The organism is Pseudomonas sichuanensis, from assembly GCF_003231305.1.
Taxonomy (GTDB): domain Bacteria; phylum Pseudomonadota; class Gammaproteobacteria; order Pseudomonadales; family Pseudomonadaceae; genus Aquipseudomonas; species Aquipseudomonas sichuanensis.
Map to the genome: position 1 here is coordinate 13,653 of NZ_QKVM01000023.1, position 18,420 is coordinate 32,072.

The 18,420-nt window shown below is 65.5% G+C and carries 20 protein-coding genes and 1 pseudogene; 6 read left to right on the forward strand and 15 right to left on the reverse strand.

Features of this window, described 5'->3' with window-relative positions; genetic code table 11:
• Positions 1–89: 89 nt before the first annotated feature.
• The 3 genes from DM373_RS13910 (at position 90) to DM373_RS13920 (ending at position 2,802) form a co-directional block, all read left to right on the forward strand.
• Positions 90–887: a transporter substrate-binding domain-containing protein gene (locus tag DM373_RS13910; RefSeq protein WP_167409836.1), complete on the forward strand. Its 798-nt coding sequence runs from the start codon at positions 90–92 to the stop codon at positions 885–887.
• Between the two features lie 225 nt (positions 888–1,112).
• The gene (locus tag DM373_RS13915) at positions 1,113–2,075 is read left to right on the forward strand and encodes an amino acid ABC transporter permease (protein WP_110994121.1); all 963 of its coding nucleotides are present in this window, start codon (positions 1,113–1,115) and stop codon (positions 2,073–2,075) included.
• A complete protein-coding gene (locus DM373_RS13920; protein WP_110994184.1) occupies positions 2,068–2,802 on the forward strand; it encodes an amino acid ABC transporter ATP-binding protein in 735 nt (244 codons plus the stop codon). Before DM373_RS13915 ends, DM373_RS13920 begins: the two co-directional genes overlap by 8 nt.
• Before the next feature lie 121 nt (positions 2,803–2,923).
• Here DM373_RS13920 and DM373_RS13925 read toward each other — a convergent pair whose 3' ends face one another.
• The 12 genes and pseudogenes from DM373_RS13925 to ubiE form a co-directional block, all read right to left on the reverse strand.
• Positions 2,924–4,876, reverse strand: a complete 1,953-nt coding sequence (locus tag DM373_RS13925) for a methyl-accepting chemotaxis protein (RefSeq protein WP_110994122.1) — start codon at positions 4,874–4,876, stop codon at positions 2,924–2,926.
• A 168-nt stretch (positions 4,877–5,044) separates the two neighbouring features.
• Positions 5,045–5,917, reverse strand: a complete 873-nt coding sequence (locus DM373_RS29660) for a methyl-accepting chemotaxis protein (RefSeq protein WP_425272583.1) — start codon at positions 5,915–5,917, stop codon at positions 5,045–5,047.
• A pseudogene (locus tag DM373_RS29665) lies at positions 5,900–6,961 on the reverse strand (methyl-accepting chemotaxis protein); the annotation flags it as partial. The pseudogene DM373_RS29665 and the gene DM373_RS29660, both read right to left, overlap by 18 nt.
• Positions 6,962–7,060: 99 nt before the next feature.
• Positions 7,061–7,768, reverse strand: a complete 708-nt coding sequence (locus tag DM373_RS13935; protein ID WP_110994124.1) for a 16S rRNA (uracil(1498)-N(3))-methyltransferase — start codon at positions 7,766–7,768, stop codon at positions 7,061–7,063.
• Positions 7,765–8,556, reverse strand: coding sequence for a twin-arginine translocase subunit TatC (gene tatC / locus DM373_RS13940; protein ID WP_110994125.1), 792 nt, complete (start codon positions 8,554–8,556; stop codon positions 7,765–7,767). Before tatC ends, DM373_RS13935 begins: the two co-directional genes overlap by 4 nt.
• Positions 8,553–8,930: a Sec-independent protein translocase protein TatB gene (gene tatB / locus DM373_RS13945; RefSeq protein ID WP_110994126.1), complete on the reverse strand. Its 378-nt coding sequence runs from the start codon at positions 8,928–8,930 to the stop codon at positions 8,553–8,555. The genes tatC and tatB overlap by 4 nt, the downstream gene beginning before the upstream one ends.
• A gap of 3 nt (positions 8,931–8,933) precedes the next feature.
• Positions 8,934–9,206 (reverse strand): twin-arginine translocase TatA/TatE family subunit, encoded by a 273-nt coding sequence (locus DM373_RS13950; RefSeq protein ID WP_110994127.1) that lies wholly within the window; start codon positions 9,204–9,206, stop codon positions 8,934–8,936.
• Between the two features lie 180 nt (positions 9,207–9,386).
• Positions 9,387–9,722 (reverse strand): phosphoribosyl-ATP diphosphatase, encoded by a 336-nt coding sequence (locus DM373_RS13955; RefSeq protein WP_110994128.1) that lies wholly within the window; start codon positions 9,720–9,722, stop codon positions 9,387–9,389.
• A gap of 2 nt (positions 9,723–9,724) precedes the next feature.
• Positions 9,725–10,117, reverse strand: coding sequence for a phosphoribosyl-AMP cyclohydrolase (gene hisI, locus DM373_RS13960; RefSeq protein ID WP_110994129.1), 393 nt, complete (start codon positions 10,115–10,117; stop codon positions 9,725–9,727).
• A 73-nt stretch (positions 10,118–10,190) separates the two neighbouring features.
• Positions 10,191–11,804 carry a ubiquinone biosynthesis regulatory protein kinase UbiB gene (gene ubiB / locus DM373_RS13965; RefSeq protein WP_110994130.1) on the reverse strand — a complete coding sequence of 538 codons (1,614 nt, stop codon included), beginning with the start codon at positions 11,802–11,804 and terminating at the stop codon, positions 10,191–10,193.
• Positions 11,801–12,424 carry a ubiquinone biosynthesis accessory factor UbiJ gene (locus DM373_RS13970; protein WP_110994131.1) on the reverse strand — a complete coding sequence of 208 codons (624 nt, stop codon included), beginning with the start codon at positions 12,422–12,424 and terminating at the stop codon, positions 11,801–11,803. Before DM373_RS13970 ends, ubiB begins: the two co-directional genes overlap by 4 nt.
• The gene (ubiE, locus tag DM373_RS13975; RefSeq protein WP_110994132.1) at positions 12,424–13,194 is read right to left on the reverse strand and encodes a bifunctional demethylmenaquinone methyltransferase/2-methoxy-6-polyprenyl-1,4-benzoquinol methylase UbiE; all 771 of its coding nucleotides are present in this window, start codon (positions 13,192–13,194) and stop codon (positions 12,424–12,426) included. Before ubiE ends, DM373_RS13970 begins: the two co-directional genes overlap by 1 nt.
• A gap of 125 nt (positions 13,195–13,319) precedes the next feature.
• On the opposite strand from ubiE, the gene DM373_RS13980 reads away from it, so the two are divergent.
• The 3 genes from DM373_RS13980 to DM373_RS29920 all read left to right on the forward strand — a co-directional run bounded on the left by DM373_RS13980 (position 13,320) and on the right by DM373_RS29920 (position 14,993).
• Positions 13,320–13,595, forward strand: a complete 276-nt coding sequence (locus tag DM373_RS13980; RefSeq protein WP_110994133.1) for a polyhydroxyalkanoic acid system family protein — start codon at positions 13,320–13,322, stop codon at positions 13,593–13,595.
• 239 nt (positions 13,596–13,834) lie between these two features.
• The gene (locus tag DM373_RS13985) at positions 13,835–14,251 is read left to right on the forward strand and encodes a phasin family protein (protein ID WP_110994134.1); all 417 of its coding nucleotides are present in this window, start codon (positions 13,835–13,837) and stop codon (positions 14,249–14,251) included.
• Positions 14,252–14,261: 10 nt separating this feature from the next.
• A complete protein-coding gene (locus DM373_RS29920; protein ID WP_110994135.1) occupies positions 14,262–14,993 on the forward strand; it encodes a phasin family protein in 732 nt (243 codons plus the stop codon).
• A gap of 76 nt (positions 14,994–15,069) precedes the next feature.
• Here the strand turns inward: DM373_RS29920 and DM373_RS13995 are convergent, their stop codons facing one another.
• The 3 genes from DM373_RS13995 to phaZ form a co-directional block, all read right to left on the reverse strand.
• Positions 15,070–15,684, reverse strand: coding sequence for a TetR/AcrR family transcriptional regulator (locus tag DM373_RS13995; protein WP_110994136.1), 615 nt, complete (start codon positions 15,682–15,684; stop codon positions 15,070–15,072).
• A gap of 4 nt (positions 15,685–15,688) precedes the next feature.
• Complete coding sequence (phaC, locus tag DM373_RS14000; RefSeq protein WP_110994137.1) at positions 15,689–17,371, reverse strand: class II poly(R)-hydroxyalkanoic acid synthase; 1,683 nt, start codon at positions 17,369–17,371, stop codon at positions 15,689–15,691.
• A gap of 177 nt (positions 17,372–17,548) precedes the next feature.
• The gene (gene phaZ / locus DM373_RS14010; RefSeq protein ID WP_110994138.1) at positions 17,549–18,400 is read right to left on the reverse strand and encodes a poly(3-hydroxyalkanoate) depolymerase; all 852 of its coding nucleotides are present in this window, start codon (positions 18,398–18,400) and stop codon (positions 17,549–17,551) included.
• Positions 18,401–18,420 lie beyond the last annotated feature (20 nt).

Genomic DNA, 18,420 nt, shown 5'->3' on the forward strand with positions numbered 1-18,420 from the left:
TAGCATCCTACGCGACATTACGCATCGGCCTGTCAGGCCGTGCCTACAAAAAGAAATTTGCGTACTTCTTGCTAGGGGACTTGGTGATGATGAAGAAATACCTGTCGCGACTGCTGGTGGGTGCAACCGCCCTCATCGCGGTAACCGCCGCCCAGGCCGGCGCCATCGACGACGCGGTCAAGCGCGGCACCCTGCGGGTCGGCATGGACCCGACCTACATGCCGTTCGAGATGACCAACAAGCGCGGCGAGATCATCGGCTTCGAAGTCGACATCCTCAAGGCCATGGCCAAGTCCATGGGCGTCAAGCTGGAGACTGTCTCCACTGCCTATGACGGCATCATCCCGGCCCTGCTCACCGACAAGTTCGACTTCATCGGCAGCGGCATGACCCTCACTCAAGAGCGCAACCTGCGCCTGAACTTCAGCGAACCCTTCATCGTGGTCGGCCAGACCCTGCTGATCCGCAAGGAACTGGCGGGCGAGATCAAGTCGTACAAAGACCTGAACAACGAGAAGTACCGCATCACCTCCAAGCTCGGTACCACCGGCGAGATGGTTTCCAAGAAGCTGATCGGCAAAGCCAAGTACCACGGCTACGACAACGAGCAGGAAGCAGTGATGGACGTGGTCAACGGCAAGGCTGACGCCTTCGTCTACGACGCGCCGTACAACGTGGTGGCGGTGGAGAAGGCCGGCGCCGGCAAGCTGCTGTTCCTCGAAGAGCCCTTCACCTACGAGCCGCTGGCCTTCGGCCTGAAGAAAGGCGACTACGACAGCATCAACTTCATCAACAATTTCCTGCACCAGATCAAGCATGACGGGACCTACGATCGTATCCACGACAAGTGGTTCAAGAACAAGGACTGGCTGAAGGAAATGGAATAAGGCCCAGGCCACAAGCCCAGGCTTTGACCCCGACGCGCAGGTGGCGCTGAGGGTGGTTGGTCGAGGATAGCGGCTGCATTCGACGGCCTCTTCGCGGGTAAACCCGCTCCCACAGGCATCGCCAAGCCCTGTGGGAGCGGGTTTACCCGCGAAGAAATTTACGCAACCTCACTGGCCATCACACAAGCTCACCTTGCGCGTTTCGCATTTACGGAAGTACCCCACGTGATCAAACACAAGAAAGCACAGTGGCCCTGGCATGGGCTGACCGCGCTGGTCCTGGTGGGCCTGGCGTTCAGCCTGTACCTGGCCACCTCGATGATTTCCTATGAGTGGCGCTGGAACCGCGTTCCGCAATACTTCGCCTACAAGGCCGAGGAAACCCAGCGTGCCGCCAACCCAGGCACGGTCGAGGAAATCGTGGTGTCCGGCGACAACGCCCGGGTCACCCTGAAGGATGAAAGTGGCGATACCCAGGTGATCGAAGTGGCCAAGGACAGCATGCTGCTGGCCCGTGGCGACGACGTCGCCGAAGGCGATGCCATCGGTGTCACCCGCCATTGGGCCGCGGGCCCCCTGGCCTGGGGCCTGTGGACCACGCTGTGGCTGTCGGTGGTGTCCGGCGCCCTGGGCCTGGTGATCGGCCTGTTTGCCGGGCTGTGCCGGCTGTCGAGCAACCCGACCCTGCGTGACCTGTCCACGGTCTACGTCGAACTGGTGCGCGGCACGCCGTTGCTGGTGCAGATCTTCATCTTTTACTTCTTCATCGGCACCGTGCTCAACCTGAGCCGCGAGTTCGCCGGGGTGGCGGCGCTGGCGTTGTTCACTGGCGCCTATGTGGCCGAGATCGTCCGCGCCGGCGTGCAGTCGATCGCCAAGGGCCAGAACGAGGCGGCACGCTCGCTGGGCCTCAACGGCGCCCAGTCGATGCGCCACGTGATCCTGCCGCAGGCGTTCAAGCGCGTGCTGCCGCCGCTGGCCGGGCAGTTCATCAGCCTGGTCAAGGACACCTCGCTGGTGTCGGTGATCGCCATCACCGAGCTGACCAAGAGCGGCCGCGAAGCCATCACCACTTCGTTCTCGACCTTCGAGATCTGGTTCTGCGTGGCAGGCCTGTACCTGCTGATCAACCTGCCGCTGTCGCACATCGCCAGCCGGCTCGAGCGGAGGCTTGCGCAAAGTGATTGAAGTTCGTGACCTGCTGAAAGTCTTCGACACCCGTGGCCAGGTGGTACGCGCGGTCGACAACGTCACCACCCAGGTCGCCAAGGGCGAAGTGGTGGTGGTGCTCGGCCCGTCCGGTTCGGGCAAGTCGACCTTCCTGCGCTGCCTCAACGGCCTGGAACACTTCGACCAGGGCCATGTCGCGATCGACGGCCTGCAACTGGCCGACCCGAAAACCGACATCAACGCCTACCGCCGCGAAGTCGGCATGGTGTTCCAGCACTTCAACCTGTTCCCGCACATGACCGTGCTGGAGAACCTGTGCCTGGCACAGAAGGTGGTGCGCAAGCGCGGCAAGGCCGAGCGTGAAGCCAAGGCCCTGGCGTTGTTGCAGAAGGTTGGCATTTCGCAGAAGGCCAACGAGTTCCCGTCGCGCCTGTCCGGTGGCCAGCAGCAGCGGGTGGCGATTGCCCGTGCCCTGGCGATGGAGCCCAAGGTGATGCTGTTCGACGAGCCGACCTCGGCGCTCGACCCGGAAATGGTCGGCGAGGTGCTGGACGTGATGAAGACCCTCGCCCAAGAGGGCATGACCATGGTCTGCGTAACTCACGAAATGGGCTTCGCCCGCGAAGTGGCCGACCGTGTGCTGTTCTTCGATCACGGCAAGCTCCTGGAAGATTCACCGCCCGGGCAGTTCTTCGACGCGCCGAAGGATCCGCGGGCGCAAGCCTTCCTGCGCCAGGTGTTGTAAACACGCTCAACCGTGGGAGCGGGCTTGCCCCGCGATGGGCCCAGCAGGTAACGCTGGTTCGATCGCGGGCCAAGTCGCAGCGGCGCGCCGCCGCACCGCCGCTCCCATGGGGTCGTCTGCGTTACAAGCTGAACCGCCCCACCATCCCCCGCAATTCCCGCCCCAACTGCCCTAATTCAACGCTGGACGCCGCCGTCTGCTCGCTGGCCGTGCTGGTCTGGTCCGACACTTCGCGCACGTTCATCACGCTGCGGTTGATCTGCTCGGCCACCACGCTCTGCTCTTCGCTGGCCGTGGCGATCTGCTGGTTCATGCCCTGGATGGTCGAGACGGTCGCGGTGATCTGCCCGAGCGCTTCACCGGCCTTGCGGCTGAGCTCGACGCTCTGCCCGGTGAGGCGCTTGCTGTCGTCGAGCAGCCCCATGACCTGCTCGGTGCCGCTGTGCAGGTTGCCGATCAGTTGCTCTATCTCTTCGGTCGACTGCTGGGTGCGCTGGGCCAGGCCACGCACCTCGTCGGCGACCACGGCGAAGCCGCGACCCGCCTCGCCGGCCCGCGCAGCTTCGATGGCCGCGTTGAGCGCCAGCAGGTTGGTCTGCTCGGACACCGACTTGATCACGTCGAGGATCGAGCCGATGCGCTGGCTCTCCTCCGCCAGGTGGGTCATGGCTTGCTGGCAGTGCTCCATCTGCGCGGCCAACTGCTCGATGCGTTCGATGGCCTGGCCAACCACCTGGTCGCCCAGTTGCGCCTGGTGATCGGCGACGGTTGCGGCTTGTGAGGCTTGTTCGGCGTTCTGGGCCACTTCCTGGACCGTGGCGCTCATCTGGTTCATCGCCGTGGCCACTTGCTCGGTCTCTTCCTTCTGCTGGCCGATTCGGTGCTGGGTCTGCTCGCTGACCGTCGCCAGCTCGTCGACCGCCTGCGACAAGCGGTTGACGCCTTGGTCGATGCCGCCCAGCAGCTCGCGCAGGCTCAGGGCCATGCTGCGCATGCTGCCCTGCAGATGCCCCAGGTCGTCGTTGCGGGTGACGTCGTCAACCTGGCTCAAGTCGCCTTTGGCAATGCGTTCGGCCAAGCGCAGGGTCTGCTTGAGCGGTACGGTGATCTGTTGGCTGATGAGCCAGGCCGCCAGGCTGCCGATCAGCAGGGCGAGCAGGGCGACGCTGGTCATCAGGCTCAGTGACGCCAGCGCCTGTTCGTCGCGCAGGGCAATCTGGTTGTCGCTGAGTTCGCGGCTGCTGGTGGTGAGCTGGTTGCCCAGCTGTTCCATGTCGTTCTGCTGCAGCTCGACGGCGATCGCCGCGCCTGCGTACTGGCCCAACTGCTCGCGATAGCGGGCCAGGCCTTCGGCGACAGGGGCGGCGATGCGCGTGTCCAGGCCAAGGCCCTGGATCAGTTGATCGAGCTCACCGAGGGTGGCTTTGGCTGCGTCCAGGGCGGGTTGGCCGACCTCGGCGAAGCTTTGCAGCGGCTCGCTGAAGTAGGCGGGTACGGCGGCGCGTTGGCCGGCCATTTCCACATGCCGGCCGAGTGCCTCGATCAGGTTGAGCGCCCGCCCCTGGGCGGCTGGCTGGTCCAGCTGGCTCAAACGGTTGATCAGTTGGCCCTGCAGGGCACTGATCTGCTGGTCCAGCTCGGAGGCCCGGCCAAGCAGGTTTTCGCGTTGCTGGCGGCGGGTCAGCGCAATCTGCTGGAGCTTTTCGAAGTCGGCCCGGTAGCGTGCCACCAGATCACGCTTTGCGGCGATCAGGCGCACGTTCTCCGGTGCCAGATAGCGCGGGCGCATGGCTTCGATCAGCACTTCGAGCTGGTTGATCGTCTTGCCAAGCTGTGTGCGGCTCTGGTCATCTTCGAGCACGCGGAAGGTGATGCGCTCGGCGCGCAGGTCCTTGGCCAAGTCGTTGAGCTGGGCGATCTGGGTGAGCTTTTCCGAGCGGTCGATGGCATCACCCAGTGCCTGCCAGCCGGTCAGGGTGGTGAGCAGGGTGAGCAGCAGGACCAGGGCAAAGCCCATGGCCAGCTTGAGGCGCACACTGAGGTGGCCGAGCATGCGGTTGAGCGGTCCGAGCATGGTGAGTCTCCGGCGATGAGGGCGCCCTGCGTGACGCGGGGCGTGTACATCCTGCTCATCGGCTGGGGAGGTGTAAGACTGTACCTGCGAATGGCGTAGGAGAATTCCCCTAGGCGCATAGGAGAAGTCGTGGCCGGATTGCCCCAAGGGGACCGGCCACGCCGGGCGTTACAGCCTGAACTTGGCGACCAGACCCTGCAGGTGGGTGCCCAGCCGTGCCAGCTCGACGCTGGAGCTGGCGGTTTCTTCACTGGCGGCGGAGGTCTGGTCGGAGATATCGCGCACGTTCATCACGCTGCGGTTGATCTCCTCGGCCACCGCGCTCTGCTGCTCGGCAGCCGTGGCGATCTGCTGGTTCATCGCCTGGATCGACGAGACGGTGCGGGTGATGGTTTCCAGCGAGCCGCCGGCGCGGCGGGTCAGCTCGACGCTGCTGTCGGTGAGGCTGCGGCTGCTGTCCATCACGCTGGCCACGCGCTGGGTGCCATTTTGCAGGCCGGCGATCAGCTCTTCGATTTCTTCGGTCGACTGCTGGGTGCGCTGGGCCAGGCTGCGCACCTCGTCGGCGACCACGGCGAAACCGCGCCCGGCTTCGCCGGCACGGGCGGCTTCGATGGCAGCGTTGAGCGCCAGCAGGTTGGTCTGTTGCGCCACCGACTTGATCACGTCGAGCACGCTGCCGATCTTGTCGCTTTCAGCCTTGAGCTGGTTCATCGCTTCGCTGGAGTTCACCACTTCGTGGGCCAGGCGTTCGATCTGGGTAATCGCCTCGGTCACCACCTTGTCGCCTTCGCGGGCCTGCTGGTCGGCCATCAGCGCCGCCTCCGAGGCCTGTTCGGCATTGCGCGCCACTTCCTGCACGGTGGCAGCCATCTCGTTCATGGCGGTGGCCACCTGGTCGGTCTCGACCTTCTGGTTGTTCACCCCGGCACTGGTCTGTTCGGTCACCGCCGACAGCTCCTCGGCGGCGCTGGCGATCTGCGTGACGCCGTCGCCGATGCCGCTGATCAGCTGGCGCAGGCCTTGGGTCATGCGCTGCATGCTGGCCTGCAGCTGGCCCAGCTCGTCGCGGCGGTCGGCCTGCAGGTTCTGGCTGAGGTCGCCGTTGGCCACGCGCTCGGCGGCGGTCAGGGTCTGGCGCAGGGGCACGATGATCTGCCGGGTGATGGCCAGGGCGGCCAGCACGCCCAGCAGCAGTGCCAGTGCGGTGGCGCCGGCGAGCAGGGTCTTGGCTTGCTGGGTGCCCTGGTCGCGGACTTCGGTCTGCGACTGGGTCATTTCCTGGCTGGCGCTGAGCAGCAACTGGCCTTGGGCGGCCATGCGCTGCAGGGTTTGTTCGCTGGCGGACTGGGCGCTGCCGAACTGGTTCACTGCGTCACGGTAGGCGGCCAGGGCCTCGGCGGCATCGTCGAGGCTGGCGGCGTATTCGGCGGGGAGCTTGGCCGGCAAGGCCTTGAGCACGGCCATGGCCTGGTCGATGGCGGTGAGCGCGGTCTGCTGGAACTCGGCCTTGCCGCTGTAGGTGTAACCGCGCACCTGGAAGCGCGCCTGCTGCAGCAAGGCGCTGGTTTCCACCGCTTGCTGGTATTGCTGGATATCGCCGCCCTGCAGCAGGCGCTGCTGGACCTTGCCGATCAATGCGGCGGCCTTGTCGGCGCTGTCGCCCAGCAGGCCACGGCTGGCTTCGCGGCGCAGGCCGGCCTGCTTGAGCTCGGCGAAGGCCTGTTGGTATTCGCGTACGGCGCCTTGTTGCTGGTCCAGGCGCTGGCGGTCGGCGGGGAGCTCGATCTGGCCGAGCATCAGCTGTACCTGGCGTTCGAGGTTGGCCAGGGCTTTCTCCAGCTCGGCCACCGAGGCCTCGTCGCGGTTGCGCTCATAGTGCTGGCGCGCGATACGCAGGTCCTGGGTGTACTGGTGGATGACCGAGATATTGCCGAGCTTGTCGCCCCGGCTGGTCACGCTGTCGATGCCCATCCACCCGGTGAAGGTGATGCCCAGGGTGAACAGCAGCACCAGGCCGAAGCCGATCCCCAACTTGCGATTGACGCTTACATTCCCCAGTGACTGGGCAAACCAACGGTACATAGACGACTCCCCGGCGCGTGGCAGTGCGGATTATTGTTCTGTTGCCAAGGCCATCGGCGTGCGTCGGGGAAACTTGATGGGCGAAAGCTGACCCGGCTGTCAGAAAATTCGCGAAAGCAGGGCAGTGACAGCCGTCTCGACCCGCAAGATGCGATCACCCAGCTGCACCGGCGCCAGGCCGGCTTTGTGCAGCAGGTCGACTTCATACGGGATCCAGCCGCCTTCGGGGCCGATCGCCAGGGTTACCGGGCCTTCCACGCCGCGCGGGCAGGCCGGGTAGGGGCCGGGGTGGCCGACCAGGCCGAGGGTGCCGGCAGCGATGGCGGGCAGGCGGTCTTCGACGAACGGTTTGAAGCGTTTTTCGATGATGACTTCCGGCAAGACCGTGTCGCGGGCCTGTTCCAGGCCCAGGATGAGGTTCTCGCGGATCGATTCGGGGTTGAGGAACGGCGTCTGCCAGAAACTCTTCTCGACCTTGTAGCTGTTGACCAGGATCAGCCGTTCAACGCCGAGGGTGGCGATGGTCTGGAACAGCCGGCGGAGCATTTTCGGCCGGGGCACGGCCAGCACCAGGGTGAGCGGCAGCTTGGCGGGTGGCGGCTGGTGGAAGGCCACCTGAAGCTCGGCTTCATGGCCTTCGAGGCGGACCACCTCGGCCTTGCCCATCAAACCGTTGATGCGCCCGACGCGCAGGCTGTCGCCCACCGCCACGCCGTGGATCTGCTGCATGTGGGTGAAACGGCGGTCGGCGAGGATGACGCGGTCGGCCGACACGAAGTCGGCCTCTTCGAGAAGCAACAGGTTCACGGTTGGGTCGCAGGCGGTTGGTCGTTGTGGTCTTCGTTGTGTTCGTCGCGTTCGTGGCTGCGCTTGCGGATCAGGCTGCCGCACAGCACGCCGATCTCGAACAGCAGCCACATGGGCACGGCCAGCAGGGTCTGGGAGAAGATGTCCGGCGGCGTCAGTACCATGCCGACCACGAAGCAGCCGATGATCACGTACGGGCGGATCTTCTTCAGATACTGCACGTCGACCACGCCGATCCACACCAGCAGCACCACGGCCACCGGGATCTCGAAGGCCACGCCGAAGGCGAAGAACAAGGTCATGACGAAGTCGAGGTAACTGGCGATGTCGGTCATCATCGACACGCCCTCGGGGGTGGCGCTGGCGAAGAAGCCGAAGATCAGCGGGAACACCAGGAAGTAGGCGAAGGCCATGCCGGCGTAGAACAGGAAGATGCTCGACACCAGCAGCGGGATGGCGATGCGCTTTTCGTGGCGGTACAGCCCTGGCGCGATGAAGCCCCAGATCTGCTGGAGGATGAACGGGATCGCCAGGAACAGCGAGACGATCATGGTCAGCTTGAACGGCGTGAGGAACGGCGAGGCCACGTCGGTGGCGATCATCGTCGCGTTGGCCGGCAGGTGCGCGCGCAGCGGCGCCGACACCAGGGTGTAGATCTGCTGGGCGAAGGAGAACAGCCCGGCGAAGATCAGGAAGATGGCGGCGACGCATCGCAGCAGGCGGGTGCGCAGCTCGGTCAGGTGCGAAACCAGCGGCATCGGCTGGTCGTTTTCCGGGTTATCGCTCATGGGGCTCGCGGCGGTGGTGGCGGCTCGGAGGGTTGCGGCGCAGCGGCAGGTGGCGTCGGCGCTGCGTCGGCGGCGGGTGCTGCGGGTGCTACGGATGCATCAGTGCCGGGTTGGGCGGCAGGCGGCGCCAGTGGATTGAGGATGCGCTTGGCTTCCTGTTCCATCTGCAGGATGTGCTCGTTGTGCAACTGGCGGCGGATGTCGTCGGCGCCGATTTCGCGCTCGACCTCCATCTTGATCGCGTTGAAGCTGCGCTTGAGCCGGCCTATCCACAGGCCTGCGGTGCGCGCGGCGCCCGGCAGGCGCTCGGGGCCGAGCACCAGCAGGGCGACCAGGCCGACGAGCAGCAGCTCACTGAAACTGATGCCGAACATGGGTCAGTCTTTCCGCTGCGGCTCTTGGACCGGCTGCGCCTGGCCCTCGATGGTCTGGCCCTGGGCCTGCTGTGCGGTGTTCTGTACCGGTGGCACGGGCTGGGCGGGCGGCGGGGTCTGCTCGGCCGGCTTGGTTTCTTCTTCGTTCATGGCCTTGCGAAAGCCCTTGATCGATTCGCCCAGGTCGCTGCCGAAGTTCTTCAGCTTCTTGGTGCCGAATACCAGTACCACCACGACCAGCAGGACGATCCAGTGTTTCCAGTCGAAAATGCCCATCTCAAACTCCTGAAATTGTGTGTCGGCCAGCGAGACCGATCAAGCGCCTACAGGCCATGCAGGACCTGTGGGAGCGGGTTCATCGGGGCGCCGAACCGCCGCGAATACGGGTGAAACCATTGCCCGGCATTGCGGCGCCTGCTTCGCGGGTGAACCCGCTCCCACAGGGGCTGTGATAAGTCAGGCAGACGGCTGTCGCGCCGCCTTCTCGTCGTGGCCGGACAGCCCGAACCGGCGATCCAGTTCGTCCAGCACCGCCTGCGGGTGTTGGCCCAGCGCGCTGAGCATGACCAGGCTATGAAACCACAGGTCGGCGGTCTCATAGATGACATCGCTGTAATCCTTGCTGGCGGCGGCATCCTTGGCGGCGATGATGGTCTCGATCGATTCTTCGCCGAGTTTCTCGAGGATCTTGTTCAGGCCCTTGTGATAGAGGCTGGCCACATAGCTGCTGTCGGGGGCTGCTTGCTTGCGTTCTTCCAGCACTTCGGCGAGGCGGTTCAGCGTGTCGCTCATGTTCAGTGTCCTGCGCTGTAGATGGCGTCCGGGTCCTTCAGGACCGGATCGACGATTTTCCACTGGCCGTCTTCGAAGACGCGGTAGAAGCAACTTTCGCGGCCGGTATGACAGGCGATATGGCCCAACTGCTCGACCATCAGGATGATCACGTCGGCGTCGCAGTCCAGGCGCATTTCGTGCAGCTTTTGCACATGGCCCGACTCTTCGCCCTTGCGCCACAGCTTGCCCCGCGAGCGCGACCAGTAGATGGCGCGGTTTTCGGCGGCGGTCAGCACGAGGGATTCACGGTTCATCCAGGCCATCATCAGCACGCGCCCGGTCTTGTGGTCCTGGGCGATAGCCGGTACCAGGCCATCGCTGTTCCACTTGATCTCGTCCAGCCAGTCTTTCATCGTCGACTCCAAACCGGGCCCGCTCCCGTACCGGGCCCCTGTGCGCTAGTGTGCCAGCCAGCCGCGCGGCTGGCTATCGGCGCACGATCAGGTACAAGCCTGCGGCCAGCATCAGCCAGGCCGGCCACGCCGCCGGGGCGCTCAGGCTCACGGCGCCGGCGGCGAGCGTGGCACCGCCGGCCAGCAGGCCGGCACCGAGCAGGCGCAGCGCCCAGTTGTCGCCCTGGCGCCGGCGCTCGGGCAGCTGCGGGTCGTGCAGGTGCGGCTGCGACAGGCGTTCGAGCAGGTCGCGGGTCATGTCGGCCAGGTGCGGCAGTTGCTCGGCCTGGCTGTACAGGTTGCCGAACACCGCCTTGGGGCTCATGCGCTCGCGCATCCAGCGTTCGAGGAACGGCTTGGCGGTGCTCCACAGGTCCAGGTCGGGGTACAGCTGGCGGCCCAGGCCTTCGATGTTGAGCAGGGTCTTCTGCAGCAGCACCAGCTGCGGCTGGACTTCCATGTTGAAGCGCCGGGCGGTCTGGAACAGGCGCATCAGCACCTGGCCGAAGGAGATGTCCTTGAGCGGTTTTTCGAAGATCGGCTCGCACACGGTGCGGATCGCCGCTTCGAACTCGTTGACCTTGGTCTGCGCCGGTACCCAGCCCGAGTCGATGTGCAGTTGCGCCACGCGGCGGTAATCGCGCTTGAAGAAGGCGATCAGGTTGCGCGCCAGGTAGTCCTGGTCCTCGGCGGTGAGGCTGCCGACGATGCCGCAGTCGATGGCGATGTACTGCGGGCTCCACGGCTTGACCGTGCTGACGAAGATGTTGCCCGGGTGCATGTCGGCGTGGAAGAAGCTGTCGCGGAACACCTGGGTGAAGAACACCTCGACACCGCGCTCGGCAAGCAGCTTCATGTCGGTGCGCTGGTCGGCCAGGGTGGCCATGTCGGTGACCGGCACCCCGTAGATGCGCTCCATGACCAGCACCTTGGGCCGGCAGAAGTCCCAGTACACCTGGGGCACGTACATCAGCTCCGAACCTTCGAAGTTGCGCCGCAGCTGGCTGGCGTTGGCCGCCTCGCGCAGCAGGTCGAGCTCGTCGTAGATGGTCTTTTCGTAGTCGCCGACGATCTCTACCGGGTGAAGGCGGCGGGCATCGGCCGAGGCGCGCTCGGCGGCCTTGGCGATCAGGAACAGCCAGGCCAGGTCCTGGGCGATCACCGGCTTCAGGCCCGGGCGCACCACCTTGACCACCACTTCCTCGCCGCTTTTCAGGCGTGCGGCATGCACCTGGGCGACCGAAGCGGAGGCCAGCGGCTCGACGTCGAAGCGGCTGAACACCTCGCCAACCTTGGCCCCCAGCTGCTCTTCGATCAGCGCCACGGCGTGCTGCGGGTCGAACGGCGGCACCCGGTCCTGCAGCAGCATCAGCTCGTCGGCGATGTCGGTGGGCAGCAGGTCACGGCGGGTGGACAGCAGCTGGCCGAACTTGATGAAGATCGGCCCCAGGTCCTGCAGCGCCAAGCGCATGCGCGCACCACGGCTGAGCTCGAGGGGTTTGCGCGGCAGCCAGCGCCAGGGCATCAGCAGGCGCAGGCTGGCCAGCCACCAGGGCAGCAGGGGCTGTTCGAACAGCAGGTCATCGAGGCGGTAGCGGATCACGACGCGCTGGATGCGCAACAGACGGCGGACGGCGAGCAGCTTCATGCGTTATCGCTGGTATCAAGAGTGTGGGCGAGGCGGCGCAGGCGCGCCTCGAGACGTTCGATGTCGACTTTCAGCGCATCGAGTTCGCTGAACGCCGCTTCGGCTTCGCGTTTGCCGACCAGGGTGCGGGACTCTTCGGCCAGATACTCGGAGAGATTCTGGCTGAAACGGGCCAGGCCTTGCCTGGTCCAGCGCGCGCGCAGGCGCACGTGGCCGGCGAGCAGTGCGGTGGGTACCGGGCCGAGCCAGCGTTGCAGCTCGTGTTCCCAGTCCAGCTCCAGGTCCTGCAGCACCGCGACCAGGTCGAGCAGCGCGGCGCTGTCGCCGTGCAGTTCGACCTGCGGGCTGTGCAGCACGGCGCTCTTGTCCTTGCTCAGGGCCAACTGGGCCAGGCGCCCGGCCGGGGCGCGCAGGGTGCAATCGACCTCGCCCTCCCAGTGGGCGGCCAGCATCAGGCCTTCTTCATCGGGCAGCACGAACAGCTTGAGGGCCGGCTGCACGCAGTCGATCTCGATGACCTGGCCCTCCAGCGCGGCCAGCCGCGGCAGTGCCGTGCTGTCCATGCGCAGGACCCGGTTGAGGCCGTGTTCGACGCTGGCGAGAAGGCCGGCCAGGAGCATCAGGGTTTGATCCCCCGGTGCACGGCGACGATGCCGCTGGTCATGTTGTGGTAGGTGACGCGGTCGAAGCCGGCCTCGACCATCATGCTCTTGAGCGTTTCCTGGTCGGGGTGCATGCGGATCGATTCGGCGAGGTAGCGGTAGCTCTCGGAGTCGTTGGTGATCAGCTTGCCGGCCAGTGGCATGAAGGCGAACGAGTAGGCGTCGTAGGCCTTGGACATCAGCTTGTTGGTGGGCTTGGAGAATTCCAGTATCAACAGCCGGCCGCCGGGCTTGAGCACGCGCAGCATCGAGCGAATGGCTTCGTCCTTGTGCGTCACGTTGCGCAGGCCGAAGGCGATGGTCACGCAGTCGAAGTGGTTGTCCGGGAACGGCAGCTTCTCGGCGTCGGCCTGGACGAACTCGATGTTGCTGGCCACGCCACGGTCGAGCAAACGGTCACGGCCGACTTTGAGCATCGAATCGTTGATGTCGGCCAGCACCACCTGGCCGGTCGGGCCGACCAGGCGCGAGAATTTGGCCGCCAGGTCGCCGGTACCGCCGGCGATGTCCAGCACCCGGTTGCCGCTGCGCACGCCGGACAGCTCGATGGTGAAGCGCTTCCACAGGCGGTGCATGCCGCCGGACAGCACGTCGTTCATCAGGTCGTACTTGGCGGCGACGGAGTGGAAGACCTCGGCGACTTTCTTCGCCTTCTGGCTCTCGGGCACGTCCTGGTAGCCGAAGTGGGTGGTGGGTTCGGCGTGGTCGCCTTTGCGCTGGTCGGTCATTTCGCTTCACCAGAAAAAAATTACCGCCATTCTAGGGGCATCGGGCGGATTTGTCTTCGCGGGGTGTGCCGTGGCGGGGTGGCGGGCATAATGGCGATTATGTCTACATCAGCAGGAACACCCGCATGACCCAGATCAGCGTCGAACGCAAACACTCCCTCGGCCGCGAAGCCGCCCGCGCCAAGGCCGAAGCGCTGGTGGACAAGCTCAGCCGCGAATACGACCTCAAGGCCAGCTGGAACGGCGACCGGGTCGACGTGACCCGCAGCGGCGCCAATGGCAGCGTGCACATCTTTGACGACAGCATCCGCGTCGAGCTCAAGCTGGGCATGATGCTGTCGATGATGGGCGGCACCATCAAGGGCGAGATCGAGCGGGCGCTGGACAAAGCCCTGGCCTGAGGCCGCGAGGTCCTTGCTGTTTGCGCGAGCAGGCTTTGTGGGAGCGGGCTTGCCCCGCGATAGCGATTGCCGGGGCTGGCGCTATCGCGGGGCAAGCCCGCTCCCACAATACCCGCACGCACTAATCCCGCATCGCCGCACCTTAGGGTGAGGATTCTAATTATTCCGCCTACCTTCACGCTCAAGCCCTACCACCCTGGGCTCATCCTCCCTCCCCAAATGAGCATGAGGTACAGAGCATGGCCAAAGTGAATCTCAAGCAGGACGACGCCCAGGGCACCCTGGGCGAAGTGCGCGGCTACGCGCGCAAGATCTGGCTGGCGGGCATCGGCGCTTACGCCCGTGTCGGCCAGGAAGGCTCCGACTACTTCAAGGAACTGGTCAAGGCCGGTGAAGGCGTCGAGAAGCGTGGCAAGAAACGCATCGATAAAGAACTCGATGCGGCCAATCACCAGCTCGACGAAGCTGGCCAGGAAGTGACCCGCGTGCGGGGCAAGGTCGAGGTCCAGCTGGACAAAATCGAGAAAGCCTTCGACGAGCGCGTCGGCCGCGCCTTGAATCGCCTCGGCATTCCGTCTAAACATGACGTTGAGGCGTTGTCCATCAAGCTTGAACAGCTGCACGAGCTGCTCGAGCGCGTCGCGCACAAACCATAAGGAGAGCAGGATGGCTGGCAAGAAGAACACCGAGAAAGAAGGCAGCTCCTGGATCGGCGGAATCGAGAAGTACTCCCGCAAGATCTGGTTGGCTGGCCTGGGTATCTATTCCAAGGTCGACCAGGACGGTCCGAAGCTGTTCGATTCGCTGGTAAAGGATGGCGAGAAAGCCGAGAAGCAGGCGAAGAAAAGCGTCGACTCGGCAGCCGACTCGGCCAAGTCCGCCACCACCTCGCGGGTATCGGACGTCAAGGAGCGCGCACTGGGCAAGTGGAGCGAGCTCGAAGAGGCCTTCGACAAGCGCCTGAACAGCGCCATCTCGCGCCTGGGCGTGCCAAGCCGCAACGAGATCAAGGCACTGCACCAGCAGGTCGATACGCTGACCAAGCAGATCGAGAAGCTGACCGGAGCTTCGGTCACGCCGGTGTCCAAGGCCGCCGCCAGCAAGACGGCTGCCAAGCCACTGGCCAAGGCAGCTGCCAAACCGGCCGGCAAGACCGCCGCGGCGAAACCTGCAGCCAAGCCTGCGGCTAAAACTGCTGCAGCCAAGCCGGCTGCTGCCAAGCCTGCGGCCAAGCCGGCAGCGGCGAAGAAGCCAGCAGTCAAGAAAGCACCTGCGGCCAAGCCTGCGGCAGCCAAGCCGGTAGCAGCGGCACCTGCCGCCACCGCCGCCCCGGCGCCGAGCGCGGCCCCGGCCAGCGCCACCCCGTCGGCACCGGTGAACGTGGCCGCCCAGGCCTGATACCGCGTCGCCTTCATCGCGGGGCAAGCCCGCTCCCACGCGTACACCGTGGGAGCGGGCTTGCCCCGCGATCATTTCACCCCTCCAGATACCTCATCGCCAGCTGCTCAGCCGCCGTGCGCGCCGGCGCCTGCAAGTGCGGCGCCACCAGCATCATCACCTGGTACACCACCACCCCCACATCGCCTTCACGCCCCAGTACCCGCTGGTAATCCAGCGAACAGATCAGGGTCAGGGCGATCTGTTCCACCAGTTGCCCCAAGGCTTGCGTTTCGCTGGTCACCAGGCCCTGGCCCTTGAGGCTGGCCAGCAGCGCGGCGAGGGTGCGCTTGAGCGCGTTGATCAGGCTGCGCATGCCGCGCGCCAGCTTGGGCAGGCGCCCGGTGAGGTTGGACAGGTCCTGGAACAAGAAGCGGTACTGGGCCATGCGCTCGACGATCAGGTGCAGGAACAGCCAGTAGTCCTCGGCATCCAGGCGCACGTCCAGCGGTGGGTCGAGCAGCGGCATCAGCTGTTCTTCGAAGCGCTCGAACAGGCCGATCACCAGCGGCTCCTTGCCGTGGAAGTGGTAGTACAGGTTGCCTGGGCTGATCCCCAGTTCGTTGGCGATCTCCAGGGTCGAGACGTTGGGCTCGCCCTGGCGGTTGAACAGCAGCAGGGCGCATTCGAGGATGCGGTCGCGGGTCTTCATTCGGTCAGCGTGCCAGTACGTAGGTGCCTGGCGCGGGGCCCAGCGGTGGGTAGGTGGCGTTGCCCAGCTCGCTGCGCGGTGCCTTGAGCGTGCCGGAGCGCTGGCCTATCCACTCCAGCCATTGCGGCCACCAGCTGCCGTCGCGGCGCTCGGCATCGTAGAACCAGGCGCGCGGGTCGCCGGACAGCTTGGGGTTTTCCAGGTAGTAGGCCTTGGGGTTGCCGGGCGGGTTGATGATGCTCTGGATATGCCCGCTGTGCGACAGCACGAAGCGCCGCTCGCCACCCAGCAGCAGGGCCGAGCGGTACACCGCGTCCCAGGGGGTGATGTGGTCGTTGCTGCCAGCCACGGTGAAACTGTCCAGGTCGACCTGCTTGAGGTCGACGGGCGTACCGCACACCTCCAGCCCGTCGGGGTGGGGCAAGGGGTTGTGCTTGAAGAAGTCCAGCAGGTCGCCGTGCAGGGCGGCCGGCAGGCGGGTGTTGTCGGCGTTCCAGTAGAGGATGTCGAAGGCCGGCGGGGTCTTGCCCATCAGGTAATTGTTGACCCAGTAGTTCCAGATCAGGTCGTTGGGCCGCATCCAGGCGAAGATCCGTGCCACTTCACCGCCGTCGAGCACGCCGCGCTGATACGAACGGCGCTTGGCCGCCTCGAGGGTCTGTTCGTCGGCGAACAGGCTGGCGGGGCTGTCGAACTGGCTGTCGAGCAGGCTCACCAGGTAGGTGGCGCTGCGCACCTTGCGCAGTTGGTTCTTGGCTTGCAGGTGGCCCTGCAGCGCGGCCATGGTCAGGCCGCCGGCACAGGCGCCCATCAGGTTCGGGTCGCGGCTGGCGCTGATGCTGCGGCAGGCGTTGAGCGCTTCTTCGAGGGCCTGCACGTAGCTCGACAGCCCCCACTCGCGGTGGCGCGGGTCGGGGTTGCGCCAGCTGATCATGAACACCTGCAGGCCGTTCTTGAGCATGTACTGGACGAAGCTGTTGGTCGGGCTGAGGTCGAAGATGTAGTACTTGTTGATCTGCGGCGGCACTACCAGCACTGGCCGGGCGTACTGCTTTTCGCTCATCGGCTTGTACTGGATCAGCTCCAGCAGCTCATTGCGAAACACCACCGCGCCCGGCGTGGCGGCGAGGTTGCCGCCGACCTCGAAGGCGCGCTCGTCCACCTGGCGTGGCAGCCCGTCGTTGTGGCGCAGGTCGTCGAGCAAGTGGCCAACGCCACGCAGCAGGCTCTGGCCGCCGGTGTTGAGCAACTCCTTGACCGCCAGCGGGTTGAGCAGCGAGTTGCTCGGGGCGATGGCGTCGTTGATCAGATTGAACAGGAACTGCGCGCGCACGCGGTCGTCGTGGGACAGCGAGCTTTCCTCGACCCACAGGCGGGTCTGTTTCTGCCAGGCCAGGTAGGCCTGCAGGCTGCGCCGGTAGAACGGGTTCTGGCTCCAGGTGGGGTCGCTGAAGCGGCTGTCGCGGGCGTGCGGCTGGAATGGGGCGTCGCCGAGCATCACCCGGCCCAGGGTGCCGCCCAGCTCCAGCAAGTGTTTTGCCGTGTGCAACGGGTGGCGCAGGCCATGGCGGCCGACATGGCGAAGCGTCGAAAGCAGGTCGCGGCCGCGCAGGCCGGTGATGGCGTTGCGCACGTTCATGCTGGTGGCCGGGGCTGGTGTCGTCCCTGTTGCCGGTTTGTCTTTCATGCCAACACTCCATCGTTATAGCAATCGGGCCGGTTTGGTGGTGCTGCGCATCACTGCCTGACCCACCAGAGACCTGTGGGAGCGGCTTTAGCCGCGAACACCGGCGTAGCCGGTGCCATTCACCGTGTCGCTTGCTTCGCGGCTAAAGCCGCTCCCACAGACGCCAGCGTGTCTGCATCAGCCGCCCGAAGCGGGCCGGGGGTGCATGACCGCGCGCTGGCGCTCTTGCTGGAGGAATTTCATGATGATCGGGGCGACGGCCTCGGCCCGGGTGATCAGGAACAGGTGGCCATCGTCGATTATGTGTAGCTGGGCATTGGGAATCCGCCAGGCCAAGAGGCGCATGTTGACCAGGGGGATCAGCGGGTCGTCGTCGCCGGCCAGCACCAGGGTGGGTTGCTGGATCTTGTGCAGCCAGTGGATGCTGGTCCAGCCGAGCCCGGCGAACAGCTGCCAGTAGTAGCCCACCTTGCCGCCGGAGCGCACCTTCGAGGCGTGGTGCAGCGCCAGGTCCGGGTCGCGGCGAAAGGCGCCGCCATAGATCATCGGGGCGATGCGGATCACGTGGGAGGGCTGAATGTAACGCCGGGGGCTGGCCATCAGCCACAGCACCTTGGGCTTGCCCGGCACCATCACCGCACCGGCGGCGGTGGCGGCCAGCACCAGCTTCTTGCAGCGCTCGGGGTAGTCGTGGGCAAACTGCTGGGCAAGCGCCCCGCCCCAGGACACACCGATGGCATTGACCTGGCCGTAGTCGAGGTAGTCGAGCATGCGCGCGGTCAACTTGGCCAGGCCGGGGAAGCGGTACGGGTGGCGCGGCGTCGACGAGCCGCCGACCCCGGGTACGTCGAAGGCGATCACTTCCAGGTCCGGGTCCAGCGCCTCGATGAACGGGAACACCAGTTCGAGGTTGGCGCCGATGCCGTTGAAGATCAGCAGCGGCGTCAGGTGCGGCTTGCCCGGGCGCACCGCGGTGCGGATGGACTGGTCGTCCAGCTCGACGGTGCGGAAGATGTAGGGTTGCGGCATACGCGTGACTCTGGGGTGAA

Bases quoted from the DNA above. Each gene is read 5' to 3' on its own strand.
- DM373_RS13925 (WP_110994122.1), bottom strand. From the start codon at position 4,876: ATGCTCGGACCGCTCAACCGCATGCTCGGCCACCTCAGTGTGCGCCTC.
- ubiB (WP_110994130.1), bottom strand. From the start codon at position 11,804: ATGAAGCTGCTCGCCGTCCGCCGTCTGTTGCGCATCCAGCGCGTCGTG.
- DM373_RS13980 (WP_110994133.1), top strand. From the start codon at position 13,320: ATGACCCAGATCAGCGTCGAACGCAAACACTCCCTCGGCCGCGAAGCC.
- tatB (WP_110994126.1), bottom strand. From the start codon at position 8,930: ATGTTCGGCATCAGTTTCAGTGAGCTGCTGCTCGTCGGCCTGGTCGCC.
- DM373_RS29660 (WP_425272583.1), bottom strand. From the start codon at position 5,917: ATGCAGCGCATGACCCAAGGCCTGCGCCAGCTGATCAGCGGCATCGGC.
- phaC (WP_110994137.1), bottom strand. From the start codon at position 17,371: ATGAAAGACAAACCGGCAACAGGGACGACACCAGCCCCGGCCACCAGC.
- DM373_RS13995 (WP_110994136.1), bottom strand. From the start codon at position 15,684: ATGAAGACCCGCGACCGCATCCTCGAATGCGCCCTGCTGCTGTTCAAC.
- DM373_RS13950 (WP_110994127.1), bottom strand. From the start codon at position 9,206: ATGGGCATTTTCGACTGGAAACACTGGATCGTCCTGCTGGTCGTGGTG.
- DM373_RS13970 (WP_110994131.1), bottom strand. From the start codon at position 12,424: ATGCTCCTGGCCGGCCTTCTCGCCAGCGTCGAACACGGCCTCAACCGG.
- DM373_RS29920 (WP_110994135.1), top strand. From the start codon at position 14,262: ATGGCTGGCAAGAAGAACACCGAGAAAGAAGGCAGCTCCTGGATCGGC.
- DM373_RS13955 (WP_110994128.1), bottom strand. From the start codon at position 9,722: ATGAGCGACACGCTGAACCGCCTCGCCGAAGTGCTGGAAGAACGCAAG.
- tatC (WP_110994125.1), bottom strand. From the start codon at position 8,556: ATGAGCGATAACCCGGAAAACGACCAGCCGATGCCGCTGGTTTCGCAC.
- phaZ (WP_110994138.1), bottom strand. From the start codon at position 18,400: ATGCCGCAACCCTACATCTTCCGCACCGTCGAGCTGGACGACCAGTCC.
- hisI (WP_110994129.1), bottom strand. From the start codon at position 10,117: ATGAAAGACTGGCTGGACGAGATCAAGTGGAACAGCGATGGCCTGGTA.
- DM373_RS13910 (WP_167409836.1), top strand. From the start codon at position 90: ATGAAGAAATACCTGTCGCGACTGCTGGTGGGTGCAACCGCCCTCATC.
- ubiE (WP_110994132.1), bottom strand. From the start codon at position 13,194: ATGACCGACCAGCGCAAAGGCGACCACGCCGAACCCACCACCCACTTC.
- DM373_RS13985 (WP_110994134.1), top strand. From the start codon at position 13,835: ATGGCCAAAGTGAATCTCAAGCAGGACGACGCCCAGGGCACCCTGGGC.